Here is a 23,227-nt window from a genome sequence, read left to right on the forward strand (position 1 = left end):
AGCTCGACCCAGTTGTCGGTGCCACTGCGTACTATTCGTCCATGGGAGCGAATCGTCGCTATCCGGCCGAGGAACTCGCTGAAGCCGCGAGCAGCTCTGTAAGTTTCGCCGGTGTGCTCAGGTACCTCGGACTCCGTCAGGCCGGCGGCACCCAGTCACACATCGCAAAAAGGATCCGCCATTACGGTATCGACACATCCCACTTCACCGGCCAATCTCACCAACGCGGCAAGCTGGGTACCCGCCGTCTTACTGCGCAACGAGTCCTCGTCGTGCGACCGGAGGGCAGTCTGCGCGAGAAACCTGCGGCCCTTCGGCGCGCACTTGTCGAGATTGGTCGGCCGTACATCTGCGCGCATTGCGGACTCGATCCCCGTGAGGTCCCGTTGACACTGCACGTCGATCACGTCAACGGCGACTGGCTCGACAATCGCGCCGAGAACCTACGCTTCCTGTGCCCGAACTGCCACGCGATGACGCCGACGTATTGTGTTCCCCGCAAGGGGCCGTAGTCCAACTGGCAGGAGACCCACGGCTTAGGACCGTGACAGTGCGGGTTCGAATCCCGCCGGCCCTACTGGCGCGCCCTCGGCGTGCGGCGAGACGGGGTTCGCGTGCTTTCGATTCGGCATGCGCGCGCGGCTGATTCAGCCATGTGTCGCGCTATCGCCGCGGGCCTGCCCGAGTACTTCATTGCGGACGACCTCGACGAGATCGAGCGCGCCGCCGAGACCGGCAACTGCTGGATTGCTGACCTGCAGGAGCGGCCAACCGCCTTCACAATTGTCGATCGGCGAGCGGTCACGGTGGCCGAAGTCGCGTGGATGGCGACGGACGAGAAGTTCCGCGGACAGGGCATCGGTACTGCGCTGCTCGCTCACGTCCTTGCGGAACTGTCCGGTACCGGTGTGCAACTCCTCGAGGTGAAGACACTCGACGCCTCGGCCGGTTACGAACCGTACGAGAGCACCCATGCGTTTTGGCGAAGGCACGGATTCGTCCAGATCGACACCATCGATCCGCTGCCCGGATGGCGTCCCGGCAACCCCGCTGCCATCTACATCGCCGCGCTCGCGCCGACGCGATGATCAGTAGAGCCAGGTGGCGTCGCGCATGACCGTACGGCCGCGGATCTCGTTGGCCTCGCGCCAGGCCTGGACCTGGATGGGACGCAGGACGAGGTAGGTGAACTCGCCGCCGGCCCGACGCGGGTCCCAGTCGGCCTGCGTCGCGTAGGCGTCCGCCACCTCCGGTGGAGTCTCGGCCAGCGCCGTCGCAGAGAGCAGCTCGGCGTCCACCATCACCACGTCACGCGTGCCGCCCAGGGCCATCCGAGCTCGTCCGGCGCGCTCGATGTTCACCGCCGTGGGCGAGCCGGTCACGGTCGCCAGGACGATCCGCTCGCCGGCCCAGCACAGCGACAGCGGAACGAGGTAGGGCCGCCCGTCGGCCGAGGCGGACGCCACCCAGGCGTCCGCCGCGGGCGCGGACAGCAGCGCACGCGCATGGTCGGCGCGCTCGGGCCCCGGACGTGGCGCGGCCACGGGTCAGGGCTCGAGTTCGTGCTGGCCACGCGCGTCGTGATGCTCGACGGGCGGGATCGGCTCACCGGGCACCGGCTCCCCCACCGGCGCACAGCGCAGGTCGTGACCCACCGACGTGAGGCACTTGCCGTCGGCGAGCCGCCACTTCCAGCCGTGCATCTGGCAGGTCATCACGCCGTCCTCGATGGTTCCGAAGCGCGACAGGTCGGCCTTGAGGTGCGGGCAGCGGCGCTGCATCTCCCAGCCGTCCAGCACGATCGTCTCGGCTGCCTCGGCGGCGTTCTGCTCGGCGAACCAGCCCTCGGCATAGTTCAGCCGCTCCTCGGACAGGCACTTGAAGAACACGTAGATGAACTCGTTGTACGGGCCGATGCGGTGCGCGGAGAACCGGCACGACAGGAACAGCGAGTTCACCCAGTCGATCTCGTGCTCGAAGATCAGTTGCTCCAGGTACGCGCGGCGGGTGCGGAACCGGTAGCGCACCTTCTCGCCCGCGTAGGCACGCACCTCGCGAGCCACGAAGTCGAGCAGGACGTCCACGTCGCCCCGCTCGGCGTCCTCGGCGGTGAACCGGACGCCACCGTCGATGCCCTTCGCCATGTGGTCGGCCTCGGCCAGCAACGGCGTGAACCATTCGACGAGCGCGGGCAGGATCTCGATCTCCGGATGCGCCCACCCCGCCTTGGCAGCCTCGACCTCCGGCATCCGCCTGGCCTGCATCTCGCGCAGGTAGGACTCCTTGTTCGCGAACACCTTCTCGGGCTCGTACGGGTGCTGGACGCGGCAGTCCGGCGTGTCCAGGTCGGCGACCGAGCCGGGCAGCAGCAGCCGGCCCTCGTCGTGGCCCTGGGAGGCCAGCCAGTCCAGGTACACGGTCTGGTCCGGGAAGATGTTCGACTCGTCGCCGAAGATGTCGTTGAAGCCCCAGAGTTCCTCGTCCAGGAAGCACGGCGGGCCGGCGGTGGGGAACACGAACCGGGCCCCCAGGTCGTTGATGTAGCGCAGCGTGCGGTCGAACTGCCGCTCGCGCTTGGACAGCCCGAGCGCCTGCTTCGCGCGCGCCGGCAACTCGTACACCATCGGGAACCAGATCGCGCCGGAGAACTGCACCAGGTAGCCGTCCACCGGGCCGAGTTCGGTGAAGACGTCCAGTTCGGACGGACGCGCGTCGTTCTGGTTGAGCACCCGGTGCCGGCCGTCGTACACCCAGAGCGAGGAGTCGCCGATCGGCCCGTCCGTCGGCGACGTCAGCGAGTGGATCATGACCTGCAGGCCGTCGACGTCGAGCGGTTCCCCGTTCTCCGGCTTGACGAAACTGGTGAAGCCGAGCTCGCGCAGAGCGTCCTCGAGCTCGCTGGTCGGGAAGTCCGGCAGCAGCACGGTGGTCTTCTTGGACACGTGCTTGCGCAGCTGTTCCGGGTCGAAGTGATCACGGTGCAGGTGGCTGACGAACAGGTAGTCGGCCTGCCCGATCGCGTCCCAGTCCAGCGCCGAGTTGTCCGGGAACGGAAACCACGATCCGAAGTACGCCGGGTTCACCCACGGGTCGGTCAGGATGCTGCCGTGTGCCGTCTCGATCAGCACACTGGCGTGGCCCAGGCCGGTGATACGCATGCCTCGACCCTAATGCCAGAATGGGGACGTCCTTCCCGGACCACTCGGGACGGTGCCAGCACCGGACGACCTGACAGGAGCGCGCAGCCGTGGCCCTCAACCCCCACAGCGAGCAGCCCGATCTGAGCCTGCCCGAGGACTACAAGGCCGACCATCCGAGCGAGCACCCCACCGACTGGGGCTGGCACGGCGAATGGGGCCGCGCCGCCCGGATCGGCGGCTGGGTGGTCGCGATCATCCTGCTGTTGATGATCACCGCGACGCACTACAACCACTCCGGGACGGGGTGGCTGGTCGGCTTCACCGCGGCCCTGTTCGTCATCTTGATCTGGGACGTGCAGCGCCGCCGCCACAGCTGGCGCAAGTAGCGCTCAGGCCCGCGCCGCGCGGCGCGCACGTAGCCGCTCGCGCTGCTCGACGAAACGGGTCGCCTGCTCGTCGAGCGCGCCGAGGAAGCCGGCCAGCTCCTCACGTGCCTGCTCACCAGCGGGGCCGAAGTCCTCGCGGCTGAAGACCTTCCAGTAGCGCAGCACCGGCTGCAGCACGTCGTCGTGGTGCAGCCGCAGGTCGTAGATCCCCGCCTTGGCGATGGTGACCGAGTTGCGGGTGAAGTCGGGCATGCCGGCGCCGGGCATCGCGAACCCGGTGGCCTCGTCGCAGATCGCGCGCATCGTCTCGTCCGGCGAGATGTCCAGCGCTGCCGCAACCAGGTTCCGGTAGAAGACCATGTGCAGGTTCTCATCGCTCGCGATGCGCTGCAGCAACTGCTCGGCGATCGGGCAGCCGGTGGCAGCGCCGGTGTTGCGGTGCGAGACGCGGGTCGCTAGCTCCTGGAAGGAGACGTACGCGATCGTCTGCAGCGGTGTCTTGTCGCCGGAGTCATAGCCCGCGCACATGTGCAGCATGCGCAGCCGCTCCAGTTCGACCGGGTCGACGCCGCGGGTGACCACCAGGTAGTCGCGCAGGGCGATGCCGTGCCGCGCCTCCTCCGCCGTCCACCGGCCGACCCACTCGCCCCACGCGCCGTCACGACCGAATCTGGTCGCGATCTCGCGGTGGTACGAGGGCAGGTTGTCCTCGGTGAGCAGGTTCACGGTCATCGCGGTGCGCGCGACCGGATCGAGCGGGCTGTCCTCGGGCTGCCAGTCCTCGCCGCCGAGGAACGCGAAATCGCGACCGCGGCTCCACGGGATGTAATCGTGCGGCTGCCAGTCCTTGGTCATCTTCAGATGCCGGTCCAAGTTGGCGGCGACGACGGGTTCGAGCTCGTGCAGGACCCGAACGGCGGCGCCGGTCTCGGTGCCGGCTGCCTCGAGAACACTCATGCGCACCTCCGGATGCGGTCGACGGTAACTTACGGCTACGTTACCGTAGGTTTGCCCATCGCCCGGACATCTCTCACCTACCCGCCAGCACGGGTCGGCGAATCGGGCCGGCCGTCGAGCAGCGGGCGGCGCGGGTCCCACGTCGTCCCGTCGGCCGCGTCACGGCGGCGGCGGGCGATGCCGGTGAGCGCCTCGAGCACGACCCGGTTCGCCAGGAACGAGGTGATCTCGGCGTGGTCGTACGGCGGGGACACCTCGACGACGTCCATACCGACCACGGGCAGCTCGTACCCGATGCGCCGGACGGAGTCGAGCAGTTGCCGGGCGGTCAGCCCGCCGGGTTCGGGCGTGCCGGTGCCGGGGGCGTGGCCGGGGTCGCACACGTCGATGTCGACCGACAGGAACACCCCGTCGCAGTCGTCCAGGGCGATACCGAACGCCTCGGTGAGGCACTCGTCCAGGCCGCGTGCCCCGATCTCGCTCATCTCGTAGGACCGCATCCGCTGCTCGGCCATCCAGTCCAGCGTCTCCGGCGGCGGCCAGTAGCCGCGCAGGCCGAGTTGCAGGAATCGGTCACCGCGCAGCGCGCCGGACTCGATGAGCCGCCGCATCGGCTGGCCGTGCCCGATCAGCGAACCGAACTCGATGTTGCCGGTGTCCGCGTGCGCATCGAAGTGGATCATCGAGATGCGGCCCTGACCGAGGTGCTGCGCTACGCCGGCGGCGTCCGGCCAGGCGATGGTGTGATCGCCGCCGAGCACGAGCGGGATCGCGCCCTGGGAGGTGACGGCGTACACAGCCGCCTGCAGGTCGCGCACGGATCGGGCGGCGTCGCCGGAGAACATCTCGACGTCGCCCGCGTCGTAGACCGAGAGGTCCTGCAGACCGTCGACCCGCATCGCCAGCGAGGGTCGCGAACCGTCGTGCGGCAGGTAGCAGGTCTGCCGGATGTACTGCGGCCCGAAACGCGTCCCGGCGCGGTGCGAGGTGCCTCCGTCGAAAGGCGCGCCGAGGATGACCACGTCGGCGCCGGCATAGCTGCCGGGGTCGGCCCAGTCGCAGCGATCCACGCCGAGGAAGGTGATGTCGGGACCGAACTGCGGTCCGTAGCGCGCCATGTCAGCAACCTATCTCGCCGAACGCGATCAAGAATCGAAGCCGAGCCCGAGCCGGTCGAGCGTGCGTAGCCATGGTCCGCGGCGGCCGCCGTTGCGGTCGGCCCGGGCGAGCGCGCGCCGGGTCAAGGCGATCCCGGCCGATCGCGCCGGTTCGGGCGGGAACGGCACCGGGCGGCTGCGCACCGCCTGCAGCCGGGTCGCCTCGCTCTCGCGCCCGGCGAGCAGGTCGAGCATCACCTGGGCGCCGAAGCGGCTGGCGGCGACCCCGAGGCCGGTGTACCCGAGGCTGTATGCCACCCGCCCGCCGAGTGCGGTGCGCTGGAAGGCGAAGAACCGGGTGGACGTGTCGATCGCGCCGCCCCACGCATGGCTGAAGCGCAATCCTTCCAGCTGCGGGAAGGTGGCGAAGAACTGCTTCGCCAACAGTTCGAACGTCGCTGGCCGCCGGTCGAACTCGGGCCGCATCCCGTTGCCCCAGTGGTAGATCGCGTCGTAGCCGCCCCACAGGATCCGGTTGTCGGCCGAGCGGCGGTAGTAGTGGAACTGGTTGCTGACATCGCCCAGTCCCTGCCGGTTCTGCCAGCCAAGTGCGTCCTGCTGCGCCGGCGAGAGCGGCTCGGTCATCAAGGCGTAGTCGTACACCGGGACGACGTACGGACGAACCCGGCGCAGCAGCGACGGGAACGCGTTGGTGGCCAGCGCGACGCGATCGGCGCGCACCGCAGCGTGTGAGGTGGTGATTCGTACCCCCGTGCCGTCGCGGCGCAGTCCGTGCGCCGCGGTGTGCTCGTGCAGCCGCACGCCGAGGCGCAGGCAGGCGGCGCGCAGCCCCCAGGCCAATCGCGCCGGGTCCACGAGCGCGGTGTCGTCGCGGTGCCAGCTGCCGGCCAGGTAGGTCGGCGAGTTCACCTCGGCGCGGACGGCCTGCTGGTCCAGGAACACCGCGTCGTGCCCGTACGCGCGCGCCTGTTCGACGTCGTCGTCGAGCCAGGGCACCTGGTGTGGCTCGGTCGCGACGTCCAGCGCACCGGTGCGCTCGAAGCCGCAGTCGATGTCGTACTTGCGCACGCTCGCCTCGATGGCGTCCAGGTTCGCCAGGCCGAGCCGCTCCAGGGTGTGCAGCTCGTCCGGGAATCGCGCCAGCCCGTTGTCCAGGCCGTGCGTCAGGCTGGCCGCGCAGAAGCCGCCGTTGCGCCCGGACGCCGCCCAGCCGGCGGTGCCTGCGTCGATCAGCACCACGTCACGCGACGGGTCGGCCTCCTTGGCCAGCAGGGCGGTCCACAGGCCGGTGTAGCCGGCGCCCACCACCGCGAGGTCGCAGCGCGTGTCGCCGCCGAGCGGCTCGGCGGGCTCCGGTCGATCGGGCGAGTCGAGCCAGAAGCAGGCGGGCGCCGTGTCCGCGAGTGCGGAGGAGCGGGTCAAGACTCGACAGCCCTCGCCTTCGCCTTCCTCTCGCGGTTGGCGAGGAAGCCGATCAGCGCGAGCAACACGCCGAAGCCGAAGATCAGCGTGCCCATGACGTTGACCTGGCCCGGGACGTTGCCGCCGTTGCGCTGCGCCGCGCCGTACACCCAGAGCGGGAACGTCTGGGTCGAGCCGTTGTTGAAGCTGGTGATGATGTAGTCGTCGATCGACAACGCGAACGTGAGCAGGCCGCCGGCGAGCACACCGGGCATCAGCATCGGCAGCGTGACCCGCAGGAACGTCATCACCGGGCCGGCGCCGAGATCGCGGGCCGCCTCCTCCAGCGCCGGGTCCATCCCTGCCATTCGCGCCCGGACCGTCACCGCGACGTACGCGATGCTGAACATCACGTGCGCGATCACGATCGTCCAGTAGCCGCGCGGCACGCCCAGCGTCAGGAAGAAGCTCAGCAGGGCCGCACCGAGCACGATCTCGGGCGCGGCGATGTTGGCGAACAGCAGCAGGTTGACCGAGCCCGACCCGCGGAACCGGTACTTGCCCAGGGCCATCCCGAGGAACGTGCCGAGGACGGTGGCGATCACAGTGACGATCGCAGCGATCGTCAGCGAATGCTCCAGCGCCGTGGTCAGGTCACTGATCGCGAACAGGTTCCGGTACCACTTGATGGAGAAGCCCTGCCACGTGGTGTTGAACTTCCCCTTGTAGTTGTTGAAGCCGAAGATGATCATCACGATGATCGGCGCGCACAGCCATGCGATCACCACCCAGCCCCACAGCGGCAGCACCCAGCGCGCACCGCGCCGCCGTCGCGGCTGGGGCCGCCGTTCGTGCTGCTCGGCGATCTCGAGCGCTTCCCCTGCCAGTGCCGACATCGCTTACCTCGCCGCCATATCCAGGACGTCGTCCGTGCCGAGTGCCTTCGCGTAGATGAAGATGCCGACCAGCAGGGCACCCATCAGGATGAAGGACAGCGCGGCCGCGGTCGGGTAGTCCGAGTTGGTGAAGTACTCGGTCTGGATGATGTTGCCGATCATGGTGGTCTTGGTGCCGCCCAGGATCGTGGCATTCACGAAGTCCGACGCCACCGGGACGAAGGTGAGCAACACCCCGGCGAACACTCCGGGCACCGAGAGCGGGAACACCACCCGCAGGAACGAGGCGGTCTTGGACGCGTACAGGTCCGAGGACGCCTCCAGCAGCGCCGGATCCACCCGCTCGAGCGCGACGTAGATCGGCAGCACCATGAACGGCAGGAAGTTGTAGACCAGCCCGCCGACGACGGCGGTGGAGGTCTGCAGGAGCGCGAAGTCCTTGCCGATCGGGTGCCAGCCGAACAGGCTCAGATGCTTGAGCGGCCCGAGCAGGATGCCGTTGTCGGAGAGGATGAAGTTCCACGACTGCGTCCGGATCACGAACGAGACGAAGAACGGCAGCAGCAGCAGGAACAGCAGGCTGGACTTGTGCCGGCCGCCGCGGAACGCGATCCAGTACGCCACCGGGTAGGCGATCACCAGGCAGATCACGGTGGCGACGAGCCCGTACACGATCGACCGGATGAACTGGATGTGATACCTGCTCCAGCCGTCGGAGTACGTGTGCCAGGCGAAGGTCTGCTTGAAGCCGTCCAGCAGGTTGCCGGTCATGGTGGACACCGACAGCATCACCAGCGTCGGCACCACGAAGAAGATCACCAGCCACAGCCAGGCAGGCAGGACCAGCCAGTACGGTGCCAGCCGGGCGCGGATGCTGCGCGCACTCATGCCGTGCCCCTCACGACTCGTAGATCGGTTCGAAGAGGTCGTCCCAGACCTTCTCCTCGTCGGCGTCCAGCACCCGGTAGCGGTGCAGCTTGGAGTAGTCGGCGACGCTCGGGAAGATCAGCGGGCTCGAGGCCAGTTCGTTGTAGAAGTCGCGGTCGTCGGAGTTGTCAGCGTCCTTCGCGTCCTTGCGGATGAGGGCCTGGGTCGCCGGCACCGGGGTGATGTAGTTGATGTACTCGGCCAGCATGGTCGCGACGTCCGGCTGGTACACCCAGTCCATGTAGATCATCGCGTCGCGCGGGTGCTGCGCGCGCACCGGGATGCACATGTTGTCCGTCCACAGCGGTGCCCCTTCCTTCGGCACCACGAACTTCAGGTCCGCGCCCGAGGCGTTCGCCTGGAAGATGTCGCCGGACCAGGCGAGCGAGATCCACAGATCCCCCTTGGACAGCGGGGCGATGTAGTCCTGCTGGTAGTACTTGCGCACGAGCGGCCGCTGCTTCTTCAGCCAGTCGGCCGCCTTCTTCCAGTCGTCCTGGGTGGACGTTTCCGGGTTGACGCCGATCGCGCAGAGCGCCGAGTTGGGGGTGTCCTCGATGTCGGCGAACATGCCGACCTTGCCCTTGAACGCGGGATCTTGCAGGTCCTGCCAGCTGGTGATCTCGCGGTCGACGTACTTGGGGTTGTAGGCGATGCCGGTCATGCCGGACTGCCAGGCCATCGTGTAGACGTTGCCGCGGTCGAAGCTCGGGTTGAGCACGAGCGGGCTCGCGTTGGCGTAGAAGTTCGGCATCGCGTTCTGGTCCAGCGGGATCAGATAGTCCAGCTCGACCAGCTTGTCCAAGAAGATGCCGTTGGTGATGACGATGATGTCCCAGCCGATGCTCTGCCCGGCGGCGAGTACCGGCTGGATCTTGCCGAAGTAGGAGTCGTCGTCCTGGATCCCCTCGTCGTACTTGACCTTGATGCCGGTCTGCTTGGTGAACAGTTCGAGCGACGGGTGGTTGTTCTTGTCGTCGACGTCGATGTACAGCGGCCAGTTCTCGAAGTTGAGCTGACCGGTCTTCTTCGGGTGCTGCTGCCAGAACTCCTTGATGTTCTTGCGCGCGGCGTTCAGGCTCAGGTCGTTCTTGCCGCTGCTGGCGCCGGGGATGCCGCACGCGGCCAGGCTGAGGCCGAGCGCCGACAGGCCTCCCAGTTGCAGCGCGCGCCGCCGGCTGAGCCGGGGCGAGGTCATGCCACGCACCAGGTCGGGCGGCAGCCAGCCCGGCTGCGGGACGTTCGGTGTGCTCATGCCGGTGCTCCCACGGTCTGGGGCGCGAGCTGCCCGGGCGAGTCGGCCAGCGCGAGCGAATGCTCCGGTCGCCACGACAGCCACACGTCCTGCTCGCGCTCGGCGACGTCGCTGGAGTCCGAGGAGTTCTGCACGAACACGGACAGCTCCGCCCCGGTAGGCGTGCGCACCGCGTACTGCGTGGACGAGCCGAGATAGACGACCTCGGCGATCCGTCCGCGCAGCGTGCAGCGACCGGCCGCAGGCTGCTCGAGGCTGATGACGATCTTCTCCGGGCGCACGGTCAGGTGCAGCGGTCCGCCCACGGTCGCGCCGACCGGCACCGCGTCCGGCACCACGATCGACTCGCCGCCGCCCGGTTCGAGGACGGCGGTGTCGCCGTCGACACGGGTCACCCTCCCCTCGATGAGGTTGGACGTGCCGATGAACCCGGCGACGAACCGGGTGCGCGGCCGCTCGTACACCTCGCGGGGCGCGCCGAGTTGCTCGATCCGGCCGGCATTCATGACCACCAGCCGGTCGGACATCGTCAGCGCCTCGTTCTGGTCGTGCGTGACGAACACGAAGGTGATGCCGACCTCGCGCTGGATCCGTTTGAGCTCCAGCTGCATCGCCTGGCGCAGCTTGAGGTCGAGTGCGGCGAGCGGCTCGTCGAGCAGGAGTGCGCGCGGCCGGTTCACCAGGGCGCGCGCGAGTGCGACGCGCTGCTGCTGGCCGCCGGACAACTCGCGGGGCCGCCGGTCGGACTTGCCCTGCAGTTGGACGAGGTCGAGCATCTCACCCACGCGCGTCGCGAGTTCGGCCTTGGAGACCGCCTTGCGGCGCAGCCCGAACGCGACGTTCTCGAACACCGACATGTGCGGGAACAGCGCGTACGACTGGAACACCATGTTGACGTCGCGGTGGTTGGGCGGCACGCCGACGACGTCGTGGCCGTACAGCAGGATCTGTCCTTCGGTCGGCTCCTCGAAGCCGCCGATCATCCGCAGTGTCGTGGTCTTGCCGCACCCGGACGGCCCGAGCAGCGAGAAGAACTCGCCCTCGCCGATGATCAGGTCGACGTGCTCGACCGCAGCGACGACCCCGCGTCGGCTGTGGAAGCGCTTGGCTATGCCGACCAATTCGATCGCCGGCAGTGGCTGGCTCGCGGTCGCGGGCCGCGCCGCCGCGGGCGCTCCTGCCTCAGGTGGCTTCGTCAGGTCCATCTGTCTCCCCAGCTCGTCGGACGGGCTAGCGAGGATCCTGGCATGTGACGCCGCTCGCCACAAGGGATTCCGTAGTCATTCCGGGGAAACACGACGGATTCGCTTGCTTTATCCCGCCCCGATGGGCGAAGCTGGGGCACATGGCGCGCACCGGGCCCCGCGAACTCGTCGACGACACGTCGCGAGCGATCATCGAGCAGTTGCAGGCAGATGGTCGCCGCGCGTACGCCACGATCGGCAAGGCCGTGGGGCTGTCCGAGGCCGCGGTGCGCCAGCGCGTGCAGAAGCTCGTCGACCACGGCGTCATGCAGATCGTCGCGGTCACCGACCCGATGCAGACCGGTTTCGCGCGGCAGGCGATGGTGGCCATCTCGGCCACCGGCGACGTCGAGGCGGTCGCCGAGCAGCTCAGCAAGATCGACGAGGTCGACTACCTGGTGATCACGGCCGGCTCGTTCGACATCCTCGCCGAGGTCGTGGTGGAGGACGACGCGCACCTGCTGCAACTGATCAACGAGCGGATCCGCGCGATCGAGGGCGTCATGCGCACCGAGACGTTCCTGTACCTGCGGCTGGCCAAGCAGACCTACAACTGGGGCGCGCGGTAACGCGTTCCGCAACCACTGCACCACAACTACAAGGGATATCGCATGACCACCACACCCATCCGCACCAGCGACCCGGCATTCGACGCGAGCGACCTGTCGAAGAAGGCCTACGAGCACCTGTGGATGCACTTCACCCGGCAGTCGTCCTACGCGACGGCGCCGGTGCCGACGATCGTGCGCGGCGAGGGCGCCCGCATCTTCGACGTCCACGGCAAGAGCTACCTGGACGGGCTGTCCGGGCTGTTCGTCGTGCAGGCCGGCCACGGTCGCACCGAACTGGCCGAGGCGGCCTACAAGCAGGCGTCCGAGCTGGCGTTCTTCCCGCTGTGGTCGTACGCGCACCCGGCCGCGATCGAGCTGGCCGACCGGCTTGCCGACCTGGCGCCGGGTGATCTGAACAAGGTCTTCTTCACCACCGGCGGCGGCGAGGCGGTCGAGACCGCTTGGAAGCTGGCCAAGCAGTACTTCAAGCTCGTCGGCAAGCCGATGAAGACCAAGGTGATCAGCCGCAATATCGCCTACCACGGCACGCCGCAGGGCGCGCTGTCGATCACCGGCATCCCGGACGCCAAGAAGTGGTTCGAGCCACTGGTGCCCGGGGCGCACAAGGTTCCGAACACCAACTTCTACCGGGCGCCCGAACACGGCGACGACCTCGAGGCGTTCGGCCGCTGGGCCGCGGACGCGATCGATCAGGCGATCGAGTACGAGGGACCGGACACGGTGGCGTGCGTGTTCCTCGAGCCGGTGCAGAATTCCGGCGGCTGCTTCCCCCCGCCGCCCGGCTACCTGCAGCGGGTGCGCGAGATCTGCGACCGGCACGACGTGCTGCTCGTGTCGGACGAGGTCATCTGCGCGTTCGGCCGGCTGGGCACGATGTTCGCCGCCGACAAGTTCGGCTTCGTCCCGGACATGATCACCTGCGCCAAGGGCATGACCAGCGGCTACTCCCCCATCGGCGCCTGCATCGTCAGCGACCGCATCGCGGCACCGTTCTGGAGCGGCACCGACTACTTCCCGCACGGCTACACGTTCGGCGGCCACCCGGTGTCGGCCGCCGTCGCGATGGCGAACCTGGACCTGTTCGAGCGGGAGGGGCTGAACCAGCACGTCCTGCAGAACGAGGGCGCCTTCCGCGCGACGCTGGAGAAGCTGCTCGACCTGCCGATCGTCGGCGACGTCCGTGGTGACGGCTACTTCTACGGGATCGAACTGGTCAAGGACAAGACCACCAAGGAGACGTTCGACGAGGACGAGTCGGAGCGGCTGCTGCGCGGGTTCTTGTCCAAGGCGCTGTTCGAGGCCGGGCTGTACTGCCGCGCGGACGACCGCGGAGACCCGGTCGTGCAGCTCGCGCCGCCGCTGATCATCGGGCAGAGCGAGTTCGACGAGATCGAGCAGATCCTGCGCGGTGTCCTCACCGAGGCGTGGAACCGGCTGTAGCGATACCGTCCGGTAATGACGGACGACTTCGCGGTTGCACTCTCCGCGCGTGCTCACCGGGCCACCGAGTCACTGCACTCGCTGGTGTACTTCGCGCCTGAGGCCCAGGCCCAGTACGTCGACATCGGGCTGCGGCCCGGTTCGATGCCGTACTTCGCGAGCCGGTCCGCGGCGATGGGTGCGGTGTGCGCGGGTGTCACCGCGGCGACGTTCTACAACTTCAATCCGGCGATGGTGGCCAAGCACATCCCGCGGGCGTGGACGTTGGCCTCGCCCGCGGAGGTGCTGGCGGCGCGGCTGCGGATCGCTGACAGCGTACTACGCCGGCTCCTCGGCGAGGGACTCGGTTCGGCCGAGCTGACCGAGCTAGCCCAGCTTGCCCGCGAGGCGACCGAGCCGCTCGCGCCGGAAGGACGCCCGCTGTATGCCGCGCACGCGACGCTCGACTGGCCGGACGAGCCGCACCTGGCCCTCTGGCACGCGGCCACGTTGCTGCGCGAGTACCGCGGCGACGGCCACCTCGCCGCCCTGCTGCGCGCCGGGCTGTCCGGGATAGAGGCGATCATCACCCACACGGCGACCGGCCGTGGCTTCACCGTCGAATCGGCGAAGAAGATCCGCGGGTGGTCCGACCAGCAGTGGGACGCCGCCACCGAGGCGCTGCGATCGCGCGGCTTGATGGACGCCGACGGGTTGAGCGCGGCCGGCGTGGCGTTGCGCGAATCCATCGAGGCGGACACCGACCGGCTGGACACCGCCGCGTGGCGACACCTCGGCGAGGACCGCACCGTGCGCCTGATCGAGTTGGGCAAGCGGCTCACCCGCGCCGTCGTGGCACACGGCGCGTTTCCGCCGGAGGTTTTCGCCGGCCCGCACGCCTAGGTTCAGCCGCGGACGTAGGCCGCGAGCCAGCGGTGGCTGCCGCCGCCGTCCGCTCCCGGCACGCAGTCGATGCCGGTGCTGACCAGGCCGTCGGCCGCGAACTCGTCCAGCTCGGCGCGGCTCAGCAGCCACGGCGGCCCCTCGTCCGGATCGTCCCCGTCGCCGAGGGCTCCGGACACCACCAGCAGCCGACCGGCGGGCGCGACCAGGCTGCGCACCGCTGCGATCGCCCGCATCCGCAGCGTCCGCGGCAGCGACTGCACGGTCAGGCTCTCGAACACCAGGCTGTACGCGCCGGCCCATCCGTCCGGCAGGTCGAACAGGTCGGCCACGTCGTACGAGACCGGCGAGGACGGGAAGCGGTCGCGGGCAGCGGCCACCGCCGCGGGAGCGATGTCGAAACCGGTCGTGGCGAAGCCGAGCGAGGCGAGGAACTCCGCGTCCTCACCGAGGCCGCAGCCGACGACTATCGCGTTCCGGGCCGATCCGTCCAGCGCGTGCTCGGCCGCCCACTGCACGAGCAGTGGGTGCGGCGCGTGCCGGTCCCACGGGACCTGGGCCTCGTCCCGCGCTGCCGCCGAGTACAGCGTGTCGAACCAGGCCGTCGGCTCTCCTGCTGCGATCGCGTCGGCGGCCAGTCCGTTGGCGCTGATCGGCCGGGAGCTCATCCGGCCACCCTACGGCCGGCGCTCGCGACCGGCCTGGAGCCGGGCCCGGTTGGGCTGTGAGCTAGCGCTGATCACTCGCGTCAGAAGCCTCGAAAGGCTCCGTCGGACTGGACGGTGTCCGCGAACTCGCGACGCGGACACCGTCACGATCACCCCCGCGAGCCTGGCGGCGGAACGACGCTAGTGGCTCGCCCCGGACCGGACGTGCTCGAAGATCAGGTTGGTCTCGGTGAGCGCGACGTCCGGGTCGCTGGACAGGTTGCCCACGACGAAGTCGCGCAGCGCGTCGCTTCCGGTGGTGGCGATGTGCACCAGAAAGTCGTCGGCCCCGCCGAGGAAGAAGACGTCGAGCACCTCGGGCAGCGCGGCCATCTTCTCGGCGAAGCCGGAAAGGTGCCCGCGTGCGCCGGACTGCAGCCGCACCGAGATCATCGCCTGCAGCGGACGCCCCAGCGCGGCCGGATCGATGTCCGCCCGGTAGCCGCGGATCACGCCCCGTTCGCGCAGCGCGCGCACCCGGCCGAGGCAGGTGGACGGCGCGATCCCCGCCCGTTCGGCCAGCGCGTTGTTCGGCAGCCGCGCGTCGGCCGCCAGCTCGGTCAGCAGCCGCCGGTCGACGGCGTCCAGTGCGGGACGAACATTGTTCGGCGGCGCCGCCCCACGCCGGATCGAGCTCGAAGGATGTTCAGCCACGGCCGTATCCTACAGAATCTTCGGCAGACATATAGTACGAGGGCCGGGCTTACTTCATCATTGGTCGAACCCAGTCACGGCAATGGAGGCGTGCTCAGATGAAGGTCGGCATCCCGCGCGAGGTCAAGAACCACGAGTACCGGGTGGCGATCACGCCCGCCGGCGTGCACGAGCTGGTCCAGCACGGCCACGAGGTGTTCATCGAGCGCGAGGCCGGGGTCGGCTCGGCCATCCCGGACGCCGACTACGCCGCGGCCGGCGCGCGCATCCTCGACGGCGCCGACGACGTGTGGGCGGCCGGCGAGATGGTGCTCAAGGTGAAGGAGCCCGTCGCCGAGGAGTACCACCGGATGCGCAAGGACCAGATGCTGTTCACCTACCTGCACCTGGCCGCCGACAAGGCCTGCACCGACGCGTTGCTGCAGGCCGGCACCACCGGCATCGCCTACGAGACCGTGCAGCTCGCCGACAGGTCGCTGCCGCTGCTCGCCCCGATGTCCGAGGTCGCCGGCCGGCTCGCCCCGCAGGTGGGCTCGTACCACCTGATGCGCCAGGGGGGTGGGCGCGGCACCCTGATGGGCGGCGTGCCCGGGGTCTACGCCGCGAAGGTCGTCGTCATCGGCGCGGGCGTCTCCGGGCAGAATGCCGCGGCGATCGCGCTCGGCATGCAGGCCGAGGTGCTGCTGCTGGACAAGAACGTCGCGCGGCTGCGCCAGATGGACGCGATCTACCAGGGGCACTGCCAGACGGTCACGTCGAACGCCTACGAGGTCGAGCGGGCGGTGCTGGACGCCGACCTGGTCATCGGCGCGGTGCTGATCCCCGGGGCCAAGGCGCCGACGCTGATCAGCAACGAGCTGGTCTCGCGGATGAAGCCGGGCTCGGTGCTGGTCGACATCTCGATCGATCAGGGCGGTTGCTTCGAGGATTCGCGGCCGACCACGCACGCCGACCCGACCTATCGCGTGCATAACTCGGTCTTCTACTGCGTCGCGAACATGCCGGGCGCGGTGCCGCACACGTCCACCTACGCGCTGACCAACGTGACGCTGCCGTATGCAGTCGAACTGGCGAACCGCGGCTGGCGCGACGCGCTGCGCGCGGACCCGGCGCTGGCGCTGGGCCTGAACACGCATGAGGGCCAGCTCACCAACGCCCCGGTGGCGCAGTCACACGGCTACACCGCGGTGCCGCTGGCCGACGTGCTCGCCTGAACTCCCCCGCCGAGTGGCGACCTACCGCGCCGAGTGGCGACCTACACGCCGCCACTCGGCGGCTGGAGTCGCCACTCGCGAGGAGTTGGCGGCGGGACTGAGGGGACGACCATGAGCGATTACCGCGCGCTGTCCCTCTGGTTCGACCAACTGCCCGGCCCGCTGACACCGCGCGAGCCGCTGCCCGGCACGACGGAGGCCGACGTAGCGATCGTCGGTGCCGGCTTCACCGGGCTCTGGACGGCGTACTACCTGCTCGCCGCGAACCCGACGCTGCGGGTCGTGCTGCTGGAGTCGGAGATCGCCGGCTTCGGCGCTTCCGGGCGCAACGGCGGCTGGTGCTCCGCGCTCTACCCGGTCGGCATCGCGACCCTTGCGGCTGAGGCGGGGCGGGACGCCGCGGTCGCGCAGTACCTCGCGATGCGCGCGTCGGTGACCGAGGTGGTACGGGCAGCCGCCGCCGAGGGCATCGACGCGGACGTCGCCGTCGGCGGCACCATCGTGCTCGCCCGCTCGGCGACCCAGCTGCAGCGCGCCCGGGCGGAGGTGGCCGAGTCCGACGACTTCGGCCTGGACCTGCAGCTGTTGGACGCGGACGAGGCGCGTGCCCGGCTGGCCGCGACCGGGGTGCTCGGCGCCAGCTACACGCCGCACTGCGCCGCGCTACAGCCGGCGAAGCTGGTGCGTGGACTGGCGAGTGCTGTCGAGGCGCGCGGCGGCGTGATCCACGAACGCACCCGGGTGACGACGATCGAGCCGCGCGTGGTGTACACCGACCACGGCACCGTCCGCGCACCTACCGTGGTGCGCGCCACGGAGGGCTACACCGCCCGGCTGGCCGGGCTGCGCCGGGCGCTTGCCCCGGTGTACTCGCTGATCATCGCGACCGAGCCGCTGCCCGAGCAGGTGTGGGACCAGATCGGGCTTCGCGAGCGCGAGACGTTCAGCGACCACCGCCACCTGATCATCTACGGCCAGCGCACCGCCGATGACCGATTGGTCTTCGGCGGGCGCGGCGCGCCGTATCACGTCGGCTCGCGCATCGACCCGACCTACGACCGGGTGCCACCGGTGTTCGATGCACTGCAGCGCACCCTGGTCGAGCTGTTCCCGGTGCTGCACGACGCCCGGATCACGCATCGCTGGGGCGGCCCGCTCGGCATCGCCCGCGACTGGCACGCCTCGGTCGGGCTGGACCGCGCCACCGGGACCGCGTGGGCCGGCGGGTACGTCGGCGACGGCGTCTCGACGACGAACCTGGCCGGCCGCACGCTCGCCGAGCTGATCCTCGACCGGGACACCGAACTGACCCGGCTGCCCTGGGTGGGGCACCGCTCCCGGCGCTGGGAGCCGGAACCGCTGCGCTGGCTGGGTGCGAACGCCGGGCTGCGTGCGATGTCCTGGGCCGACAACGCCGAGCGGCGAAGCGGGCGGCCCTCGCGGCTGGCCGGCCTGGTGAACGCGATGATGGGCCGATGAGCCGCACCACGGTCACCCGGTTGCGCGAGAAGCAGAGCATCGAACGTTCGGTCCTGGACGCGCTGCTGGACGCCGTGCACGTCGGCCACGTCGGCTTCGTCGACGACGCCGGCCTGCCCCGGGTGATCCCGACCGCGACGGTGCGCGACCGTGACCGCATGCTGCTGCACGGTTCGACCGGCTCGCCCTGGATGCGCCGGCTCGTCGGTGGGGCGCCGGTGAGCCTGGCCGTCACCGCGGTCGACGGCCTGGTGGTGGCGCGCTCGGCCTTCGAGTCCTCGATCCGCTACCGCAGCGCCGTCCTGTTCGGAAGCTGCGCCACGGTGCAGGGCGCGGACAAGCTCGCGGCCCTCGACCTGATCACCGACGCGATGATCCCCGGGCGGGTGGCCGAGCTGCGCCGTCCGAACGAGCGCGAGCTCGCGGCCACGCTGGTGCTCGCCCTGCCCATCGCGGAGTGGTCCCTGAAGGTGTCGGCGGGCTGGCCGGAGGACCCGGACGAGGACGTCGCGGGCGAGGCCTGGGCGGGGGTTGTCCCGGCGGTCACGCGGTACCGGACGCCGCTGGCGGCACCGGACCTGCGGCCCGGGCTCCCGGTGCCCGCGTCGGTGCGCGCGCTACCCAGCGATCAGCCCGCCTCGACCCCGTAGCGCAGGCCGTCGAGCGCGACCGAGAGCACCCGCTTCATCTGGTCCGGCGTCGCGTTGCGCACCATGGTGATGCCGCTGACCAACTGGATGACCTCGAGGAACTCGACGTCATCTCGCACGACGCCCTCGGCCTTGGCGCGCGCGAGGAGCGGTTCGCCGGCGGCGAAGATCGCGTCGTGACAGGTGCGGAACACCGGCGCGTCCTTGCTCATCGTGGTCATCATCTCTTCGGCCAGCGCCCGCTTGGTGGCCACATAATCGACGAACCGGCTCAGCCAGTCGGCGAGCGCGTCCCACGGTGCTGCCGCGGCGAAGTCCTCGGCCGAGCGACACAGCGCCATGACCTCCTCGACGTACACGGCCTCGAGCAGCGCCTGCCGGGTCGGGAAGTGCCGGTACAGCGTGCCGACGCCGACCTCGGCGCGCCGGGCGATCTCCTCCAGGGAGGCACCCGCGCCGCGGGACGCGAACTCGGCGCGGGCGGCCGCCAGCAGCCTGTCGTAGTTGCGGCGCGCGTCCGCCCGCATCGGCTTGCGAGCGGCCGTGCAGTCCAGGGCGGCAGCCGTGACCAGCTGCTCCGCGGTGTTCGCCACGACGCCTCCTCGCGAAACCCGTACCGAAATCACGTTGCAATCCGGAGGCTACCTCCGCTACTGTTTCCGGAGGGCCCTTCCGTTTCACCCGATGCTACTCCACTCAGGAGTGTTCTGTGACTGTCCAATCTCCACCAAACACTGCCGGCGCCGCACCCGCGGTCGCCCGGCGCTTCCTCCGGCCCGGCCACCCCGGGCTGGTGCTGACCGCGATCCTCACCGCCCAACTGATGGTGGTGCTGGACGCGACCATCGTGAACATCGCGCTGCAGGACATCAAGGGCGCGCTGCACTTCTCCCCCGCCGGGCTGTCCTGGGTCGTGAACGCCTACACCCTCACGTTCGGCGGACTGTTGCTCCTGGGCGCCCGGGCCGGCGACCTGCTCGGTCGCAAGCGCGTCTTCCTCGCGGGCATCGCCCTGTTCGCCCTGGCCTCACTGGCCGGCGGCTTCGCCCAGAACCCGGGCGAACTGCTCACCGCGCGCGCCATCCAGGGCATCGGCGGCGCACTCGCCTCGCCCTCCGCGCTGGCGCTGCTCATGACCATGTTCCCCGGGACCCGCGAGCGCACCCGCGCGATCGGGCTCTACACCGCGGTCTCGATCGGCGGCGCCGCTGTCGGCCTGATCGCCGGCGGGATGCTCTCGGAGTGGGCGTCCTGGCGGTGGGTGCTGTTCGTGAACGTGCCGATCGGTCTGGCACTGCTCGTGATCGCGCGCCCGGTGCTGATCGAGACGCCGCGGCGCAGCGGTCACTTCGACCTGCTCGGGGCGCTGACGTCCACGCTCGGGATGACCGCGCTGGTCTACGGCTTCGTGCACGCTGCCAGCGACGGCTGGTCGAACGCCGGGACGATCGGCTCGTTCGCCGCGGGCCTGGTGCTACTGGCCGCGTTCATCCGCACCGAGTCGCGGGCGGAGTCGCCGATCACGCCGCTTCGGCTGTTCGCCGACCGCAACCGCGCCAGCGCGTACCTGGCCCGGCTGCTGCTGGTGGCCGGGATGATGGGGATGTTCTTCTTCCTCACCCAGCTGCTGCGCGGAGTGCTCGGCTACAGCGACCTGAAGACCGGCTTCGCGTTCCTGCCGCTGACCGTGATGGTGTTCCTGGGCTCGCAGCTGAGTTCACGCGGGCTGGTCGAGCGGTTCGGCGAGAAGGTTGTGATGGTCGGCGGGATCACCCTGTCCACCACCGGCATGGCGCTGCTGACCCAGCTGAACGAGCACAGCGGCTACCTCGCCCTCGTGGTCCCGCTGCTGATCTTCGGCGCGGGCAACGGGCTAGCGTTCGTGCCGCTGACCACCGCCGCACTGGACGGGGTGGCACCGGAGGACTCCGGGGCCGCGTCGGGCCTGGTGAACGTCATGCAGCAGGTGGGCGGCTCGTTGGGCCTGTCCGTGCTGGTCACCGTGTTCGGCACGGCGAGCAGCAACGCTGCAGACAATCTGCGCCCGGGGCTGTCGGCGGCCGAGGCCGCGCGGCACGTATTCGTCGCGGGTGCGCACTCGGCGTTCTGGGCGGCCAGCGTCTTCCTGCTGGCCACCTGGCTGCTGGTCGCGTTCGCGATCCGGCGCCGCCCCGCGGCACCGGACGTGGACTACACCGACGCCGAGCTCGAAGCGGAGTTGCAGGCCGTCCTGGCCGAATAGCCCTGCCTCACAGCAACGTGCTCGGCAGACACTCGCGGCCGAGCACGTGCTGGTCGCAGAAGCCCAGGACGGTGTCGTACCAGAGCTGCGCGTTGGCCGGCGAGAGCACCCAATGGTTCTCGCCGGTCAGCTGCAGGAAGCGGTGCGGCATCGTCTCCGGCGTTCCGTCGTAACGGCTGACCAGGTCCCACCACAGCCGCAACGCCTCGCTGATCGGCACCCGGTAGTCGCGGTTGCCGTGCACGATCAGCATCGGGGTGGCGATGTTGTCGACGAAGTTGTGCGGGCTGTTCTCCGCGTACCAGTCCGGGTGCTCGGCCGGCGTACCGAAGATGCCGGTCTTCCACTGCGCACCGTCTGTGGTGGCGTGCTGCTGGTCCAGCGCCCACAGCCCGGCATGCGTGACGATCGCGCCGAACCGGTCGGTGTGCCCGGCGATCCAGTTCGTCATGTAGCCGCCGAAGGACGCACCCAGGCAGGCGACGTGATCGCGGTCGAGATCGAACCGGTCGAGGACGTCGTCGAGCAGCGTCTCCAGGTCGCGCCACACGACGCCGGCACGGTGCGGCCAGGCGCGCCGCAGGGATCCCTCTCCGTAGCCCGTCGACAGCGCCGGGTCGGGCAGCAGCACCGCGTACCCGCGGGCAACCGCGACCCACGGGTTCCAGCGCCACGACCAGGAGTTCCACGAGCTGAACGGCCCGCCGTGGATCCACAGCATCACCGGACAAGGCTGCTCACCGGCTGGGGGAAGGCAGAGCCAGCCGTGCAGCGTGCTGCCGTCCGGTGCCGTGGTGTCGAGCTCCACGAGCGTGCCGGGCAGCTGCGGGGTGGGCGCGGGGGTCGGCAGCGGGCGCGGAACCTGGGCCTCGATCCTGGTGTCCAGCCGGACCGGTGTGGGCGCGCACTCGACGGCCGAACGCAGCGCGTAGACGTATCGGCCGTCCGGGCTCGGGCACAGGCAGGAGTACGAGGCGTCCACCGCGAGCAGATGGGTCGCCGCCCCGGTGGCTGCGTCCACGGCCACCACGGCACCGCGACCGTGCAGGTCACCGGCGACGTAGAGCGTGCGCGAATCGCGGGAGAACGCCCATTCGTGCGGGAACACGTCGCCGAGGTCCGGCAGCACCGGCTCGCTCGATCCGTCCGTCCGGCGCAGCTGCACCGATTCGGCGAGCGGCCGCTCGTAGTCACCGCCGAAGTTGCGTCCGACAGCGATCATCGTGCCGTCGGGCGAGATCACCGGCGCGACGTAGTCGATCCCGTCCTCGTCGGCGAGCACGGTGTGCTCGCCGGACGCGACGTCGATTCCGACGAGAACGCGGTCGAACCGGCCGCCGCGACGGCGCGATCGCCAGTTCGTCACGACGGTCGTGCCGTCGGCGGTGATCGAGCAGGACGTCTCGTGCAGCGCCTGGCCGGCGTGCGGCGTCAGATCGCGCAGCTCCCCGCCGCCGAATGCGAGCAGACGCGGCGACTCCTCGCCCAGCTCGTGATCCCAGTGCCGGATCGGCATGCCGGTGTGCAGGATCGCGCTGACCCCGCGCTCGGCGCGGGTCTTGCGGCGGGCGCCGTCGTCGCCGTCCGGGGCGGTCCAGGCCAGCCGGCTGCCGCTGACCACGACCGTCCCCGAATCGGCGGCCACCACCGGGCTGGCCACGCCACCCGGGCTGCGGGCGATCAGCCGCGCTTCGCCGCCGGCCGGAAGGAGCCACAGCGCCGCTTCGTCGTCGGCGGTCCCGTCACCGGTGCCGTCGCTGCCTTCGCTGCCGCCCGAGCGGGCGGAGATGAACAGCAGCTCGCCGCTCGGCAGGAAGGCGGGCGACGCCTCGCCCCGCTCCGAGCGGGTGAGGCGCACCGGCTCGCCGCCCTGCAGCGGGATCTGCCAGATGCAGGAGACGTACCGCGCACCCTTGCTGTCCGGCTGCTGTACGCAGGCGACGAGCCGCGACCCGTCCGGGCTCAGCGCGAGCCCGGTCAGCCTCGGCAGCGTGGTGTAGCGGGCCGGATCGGCGAACGGGCCGGTGTCGGACGGGTGCCCTTCATGATCAGCGTCCATACCC

Annotated in this window: 23 protein-coding genes and 1 tRNA gene; 11 read left to right on the top strand and 13 right to left on the bottom strand. The window is 69.9% G+C overall.

Annotation, left to right across the window (positions count from 1 at the left end; translation table 11 throughout):
- Positions 1-41: 41 nt before the first annotated feature.
- The 3 genes from M6B22_RS01930 (at position 42) to M6B22_RS01940 (ending at position 1,088) form a co-directional block, all read left to right on the top strand.
- Positions 42-512, top strand: a complete 471-nt coding sequence (locus M6B22_RS01930; RefSeq protein ID WP_269444085.1) for an HNH endonuclease signature motif containing protein — start codon at positions 42-44, stop codon at positions 510-512.
- A tRNA-Leu gene (locus tag M6B22_RS01935) sits at positions 503-577 on the top strand. Before M6B22_RS01930 ends, M6B22_RS01935 begins: the two co-directional genes overlap by 10 nt.
- 16 nt (positions 578-593) lie before the next feature.
- The gene (locus tag M6B22_RS01940) at positions 594-1,088 is read left to right on the top strand and encodes a GNAT family N-acetyltransferase (protein ID WP_269444086.1); all 495 of its coding nucleotides are present in this window, start codon (positions 594-596) and stop codon (positions 1,086-1,088) included.
- Here M6B22_RS01940 and M6B22_RS01945 read toward each other — a convergent pair whose 3' ends face one another.
- Positions 1,089-1,544, bottom strand: coding sequence for a pyridoxamine 5'-phosphate oxidase family protein (locus M6B22_RS01945; protein WP_269444087.1), 456 nt, complete (start codon positions 1,542-1,544; stop codon positions 1,089-1,091).
- A 3-nt stretch (positions 1,545-1,547) separates the two neighbouring features.
- Entirely contained in the window at positions 1,548-3,158 is a 1,611-nt protein-coding gene (locus M6B22_RS01950) for a Rieske 2Fe-2S domain-containing protein (RefSeq protein WP_269444088.1), read from the bottom strand.
- Between the two features lie 89 nt (positions 3,159-3,247).
- Here M6B22_RS01950 and M6B22_RS01955 point away from each other — a divergent pair, with 89 nt between their 5' ends.
- Positions 3,248-3,526 carry a DUF2631 domain-containing protein gene (locus M6B22_RS01955; RefSeq protein WP_269444089.1) on the top strand — a complete coding sequence of 93 codons (279 nt, stop codon included), beginning with the start codon at positions 3,248-3,250 and terminating at the stop codon, positions 3,524-3,526.
- Between the two features lie 3 nt (positions 3,527-3,529).
- Here M6B22_RS01955 and M6B22_RS01960 read toward each other — a convergent pair whose 3' ends face one another.
- The 7 genes from M6B22_RS01960 to M6B22_RS01990 form a co-directional block, all read right to left on the bottom strand.
- The gene (locus M6B22_RS01960) at positions 3,530-4,483 is read right to left on the bottom strand and encodes an acyl-ACP desaturase (RefSeq protein WP_269444090.1); all 954 of its coding nucleotides are present in this window, start codon (positions 4,481-4,483) and stop codon (positions 3,530-3,532) included.
- Positions 4,484-4,560: 77 nt separating this feature from the next.
- A complete protein-coding gene (gene speB / locus M6B22_RS01965; protein ID WP_269444091.1) occupies positions 4,561-5,601 on the bottom strand; it encodes an agmatinase in 1,041 nt (346 codons plus the stop codon).
- A gap of 27 nt (positions 5,602-5,628) precedes the next feature.
- Positions 5,629-7,023: an NAD(P)/FAD-dependent oxidoreductase gene (locus tag M6B22_RS01970; RefSeq protein ID WP_269444092.1), complete on the bottom strand. Its 1,395-nt coding sequence runs from the start codon at positions 7,021-7,023 to the stop codon at positions 5,629-5,631.
- The gene (locus M6B22_RS01975; RefSeq protein WP_269444093.1) at positions 7,020-7,898 is read right to left on the bottom strand and encodes an ABC transporter permease; all 879 of its coding nucleotides are present in this window, start codon (positions 7,896-7,898) and stop codon (positions 7,020-7,022) included. The genes M6B22_RS01970 and M6B22_RS01975 overlap by 4 nt, the downstream gene beginning before the upstream one ends.
- Positions 7,899-7,901: 3 nt before the next feature.
- On the bottom strand, positions 7,902-8,786 hold the full coding sequence (locus tag M6B22_RS01980; RefSeq protein WP_269444094.1) for an ABC transporter permease: 885 nt from the start codon (positions 8,784-8,786) through the stop codon (positions 7,902-7,904).
- Positions 8,787-8,796: 10 nt separating this feature from the next.
- Complete coding sequence (locus tag M6B22_RS01985; RefSeq protein ID WP_269444095.1) at positions 8,797-10,080, bottom strand: ABC transporter substrate-binding protein; 1,284 nt, start codon at positions 10,078-10,080, stop codon at positions 8,797-8,799.
- The gene (locus M6B22_RS01990; protein WP_269444096.1) at positions 10,077-11,285 is read right to left on the bottom strand and encodes an ABC transporter ATP-binding protein; all 1,209 of its coding nucleotides are present in this window, start codon (positions 11,283-11,285) and stop codon (positions 10,077-10,079) included. The genes M6B22_RS01985 and M6B22_RS01990 overlap by 4 nt, the downstream gene beginning before the upstream one ends.
- 140 nt (positions 11,286-11,425) lie before the next feature.
- Between M6B22_RS01990 and M6B22_RS01995 the strand changes: the two genes are divergently transcribed.
- From M6B22_RS01995 to M6B22_RS02005, 3 genes are read left to right on the top strand one after another with little or no spacing between them, the layout of a single operon-like run.
- On the top strand, positions 11,426-11,893 hold the full coding sequence (locus tag M6B22_RS01995; protein WP_269444097.1) for an Lrp/AsnC family transcriptional regulator: 468 nt from the start codon (positions 11,426-11,428) through the stop codon (positions 11,891-11,893).
- A gap of 42 nt (positions 11,894-11,935) precedes the next feature.
- A complete protein-coding gene (locus M6B22_RS02000; RefSeq protein WP_269444098.1) occupies positions 11,936-13,336 on the top strand; it encodes an aspartate aminotransferase family protein in 1,401 nt (466 codons plus the stop codon).
- Between the two features lie 15 nt (positions 13,337-13,351).
- Positions 13,352-14,218 (top strand): SCO6745 family protein, encoded by an 867-nt coding sequence (locus M6B22_RS02005; protein ID WP_269444099.1) that lies wholly within the window; start codon positions 13,352-13,354, stop codon positions 14,216-14,218.
- Between the two features lie 2 nt (positions 14,219-14,220).
- On the opposite strand, the gene M6B22_RS02010 is transcribed toward M6B22_RS02005, so the two are convergent.
- Positions 14,221-14,886, bottom strand: a complete 666-nt coding sequence (locus M6B22_RS02010; protein ID WP_269444100.1) for a class I SAM-dependent methyltransferase — start codon at positions 14,884-14,886, stop codon at positions 14,221-14,223.
- A 180-nt stretch (positions 14,887-15,066) separates the two neighbouring features.
- Positions 15,067-15,579, bottom strand: a complete 513-nt coding sequence (locus M6B22_RS02015) for an Lrp/AsnC family transcriptional regulator (RefSeq protein WP_269444101.1) — start codon at positions 15,577-15,579, stop codon at positions 15,067-15,069.
- A 98-nt stretch (positions 15,580-15,677) separates the two neighbouring features.
- Between M6B22_RS02015 and ald the strand changes: the two genes are divergently transcribed.
- From ald to M6B22_RS02030, 3 genes are all read left to right on the top strand, one after another.
- Complete coding sequence (gene ald / locus M6B22_RS02020) at positions 15,678-16,793, top strand: alanine dehydrogenase (protein ID WP_269444102.1); 1,116 nt, start codon at positions 15,678-15,680, stop codon at positions 16,791-16,793.
- Between the two features lie 111 nt (positions 16,794-16,904).
- Positions 16,905-18,272 (top strand): NAD(P)/FAD-dependent oxidoreductase, encoded by a 1,368-nt coding sequence (locus tag M6B22_RS02025; RefSeq protein WP_269444103.1) that lies wholly within the window; start codon positions 16,905-16,907, stop codon positions 18,270-18,272.
- Positions 18,269-18,922: a pyridoxamine 5'-phosphate oxidase family protein gene (locus M6B22_RS02030; protein WP_269444104.1), complete on the top strand. Its 654-nt coding sequence runs from the start codon at positions 18,269-18,271 to the stop codon at positions 18,920-18,922. The genes M6B22_RS02025 and M6B22_RS02030 overlap by 4 nt, the downstream gene beginning before the upstream one ends.
- Here M6B22_RS02030 and M6B22_RS02035 read toward each other — a convergent pair.
- On the bottom strand, positions 18,901-19,515 hold the full coding sequence (locus M6B22_RS02035; protein ID WP_269444105.1) for a TetR/AcrR family transcriptional regulator: 615 nt from the start codon (positions 19,513-19,515) through the stop codon (positions 18,901-18,903). The two genes, M6B22_RS02030 and M6B22_RS02035, sit on opposite strands and share 22 nt — an antisense overlap.
- A 230-nt stretch (positions 19,516-19,745) precedes the next feature.
- Here M6B22_RS02035 and M6B22_RS02040 point away from each other — a divergent pair, with 230 nt between their 5' ends.
- Positions 19,746-21,164, top strand: coding sequence for an MFS transporter (locus M6B22_RS02040; RefSeq protein WP_407935622.1), 1,419 nt, complete (start codon positions 19,746-19,748; stop codon positions 21,162-21,164).
- A gap of 7 nt (positions 21,165-21,171) precedes the next feature.
- Here the strand turns inward: M6B22_RS02040 and M6B22_RS02045 are convergent, their stop codons facing one another.
- A complete protein-coding gene (locus M6B22_RS02045) occupies positions 21,172-23,223 on the bottom strand; it encodes a S9 family peptidase (protein WP_269444107.1) in 2,052 nt (683 codons plus the stop codon).
- Between the last annotated feature and the right edge of the window lie 4 nt (positions 23,224-23,227).

The sequence above is a fragment of the Jatrophihabitans cynanchi genome (assembly GCF_027247405.1).
Lineage (GTDB): Bacteria > Actinomycetota > Actinomycetes > Mycobacteriales > Jatrophihabitantaceae > Jatrophihabitans_B > Jatrophihabitans_B cynanchi.

Coding starts and splice junctions, on each gene's coding strand:
- M6B22_RS01930 (WP_269444085.1), top strand. CDS start 42: ATGGGAGCGAATCGTCGCTATCCGGCCGAGGAACTCGCTGAAGCCGCG.
- M6B22_RS01950 (WP_269444088.1), bottom strand. CDS start 3,158: ATGCGTATCACCGGCCTGGGCCACGCCAGTGTGCTGATCGAGACGGCA.
- M6B22_RS01960 (WP_269444090.1), bottom strand. CDS start 4,483: ATGAGTGTTCTCGAGGCAGCCGGCACCGAGACCGGCGCCGCCGTTCGG.
- speB (WP_269444091.1), bottom strand. CDS start 5,601: ATGGCGCGCTACGGACCGCAGTTCGGTCCCGACATCACCTTCCTCGGC.
- M6B22_RS01975 (WP_269444093.1), bottom strand. CDS start 7,898: ATGTCGGCACTGGCAGGGGAAGCGCTCGAGATCGCCGAGCAGCACGAA.
- M6B22_RS01980 (WP_269444094.1), bottom strand. CDS start 8,786: ATGAGTGCGCGCAGCATCCGCGCCCGGCTGGCACCGTACTGGCTGGTC.
- M6B22_RS01985 (WP_269444095.1), bottom strand. CDS start 10,080: ATGAGCACACCGAACGTCCCGCAGCCGGGCTGGCTGCCGCCCGACCTG.
- M6B22_RS01990 (WP_269444096.1), bottom strand. CDS start 11,285: ATGGACCTGACGAAGCCACCTGAGGCAGGAGCGCCCGCGGCGGCGCGG.
- M6B22_RS01995 (WP_269444097.1), top strand. CDS start 11,426: ATGGCGCGCACCGGGCCCCGCGAACTCGTCGACGACACGTCGCGAGCG.
- M6B22_RS02000 (WP_269444098.1), top strand. CDS start 11,936: ATGACCACCACACCCATCCGCACCAGCGACCCGGCATTCGACGCGAGC.
- M6B22_RS02005 (WP_269444099.1), top strand. CDS start 13,352: ATGACGGACGACTTCGCGGTTGCACTCTCCGCGCGTGCTCACCGGGCC.
- M6B22_RS02010 (WP_269444100.1), bottom strand. CDS start 14,886: ATGAGCTCCCGGCCGATCAGCGCCAACGGACTGGCCGCCGACGCGATC.
- ald (WP_269444102.1), top strand. CDS start 15,678: ATGAAGGTCGGCATCCCGCGCGAGGTCAAGAACCACGAGTACCGGGTG.
- M6B22_RS02025 (WP_269444103.1), top strand. CDS start 16,905: ATGAGCGATTACCGCGCGCTGTCCCTCTGGTTCGACCAACTGCCCGGC.
- M6B22_RS02030 (WP_269444104.1), top strand. CDS start 18,269: ATGAGCCGCACCACGGTCACCCGGTTGCGCGAGAAGCAGAGCATCGAA.
- M6B22_RS02040 (WP_407935622.1), top strand. CDS start 19,746: ATGGTGGTGCTGGACGCGACCATCGTGAACATCGCGCTGCAGGACATC.
- M6B22_RS02045 (WP_269444107.1), bottom strand. CDS start 23,223: ATGGACGCTGATCATGAAGGGCACCCGTCCGACACCGGCCCGTTCGCC.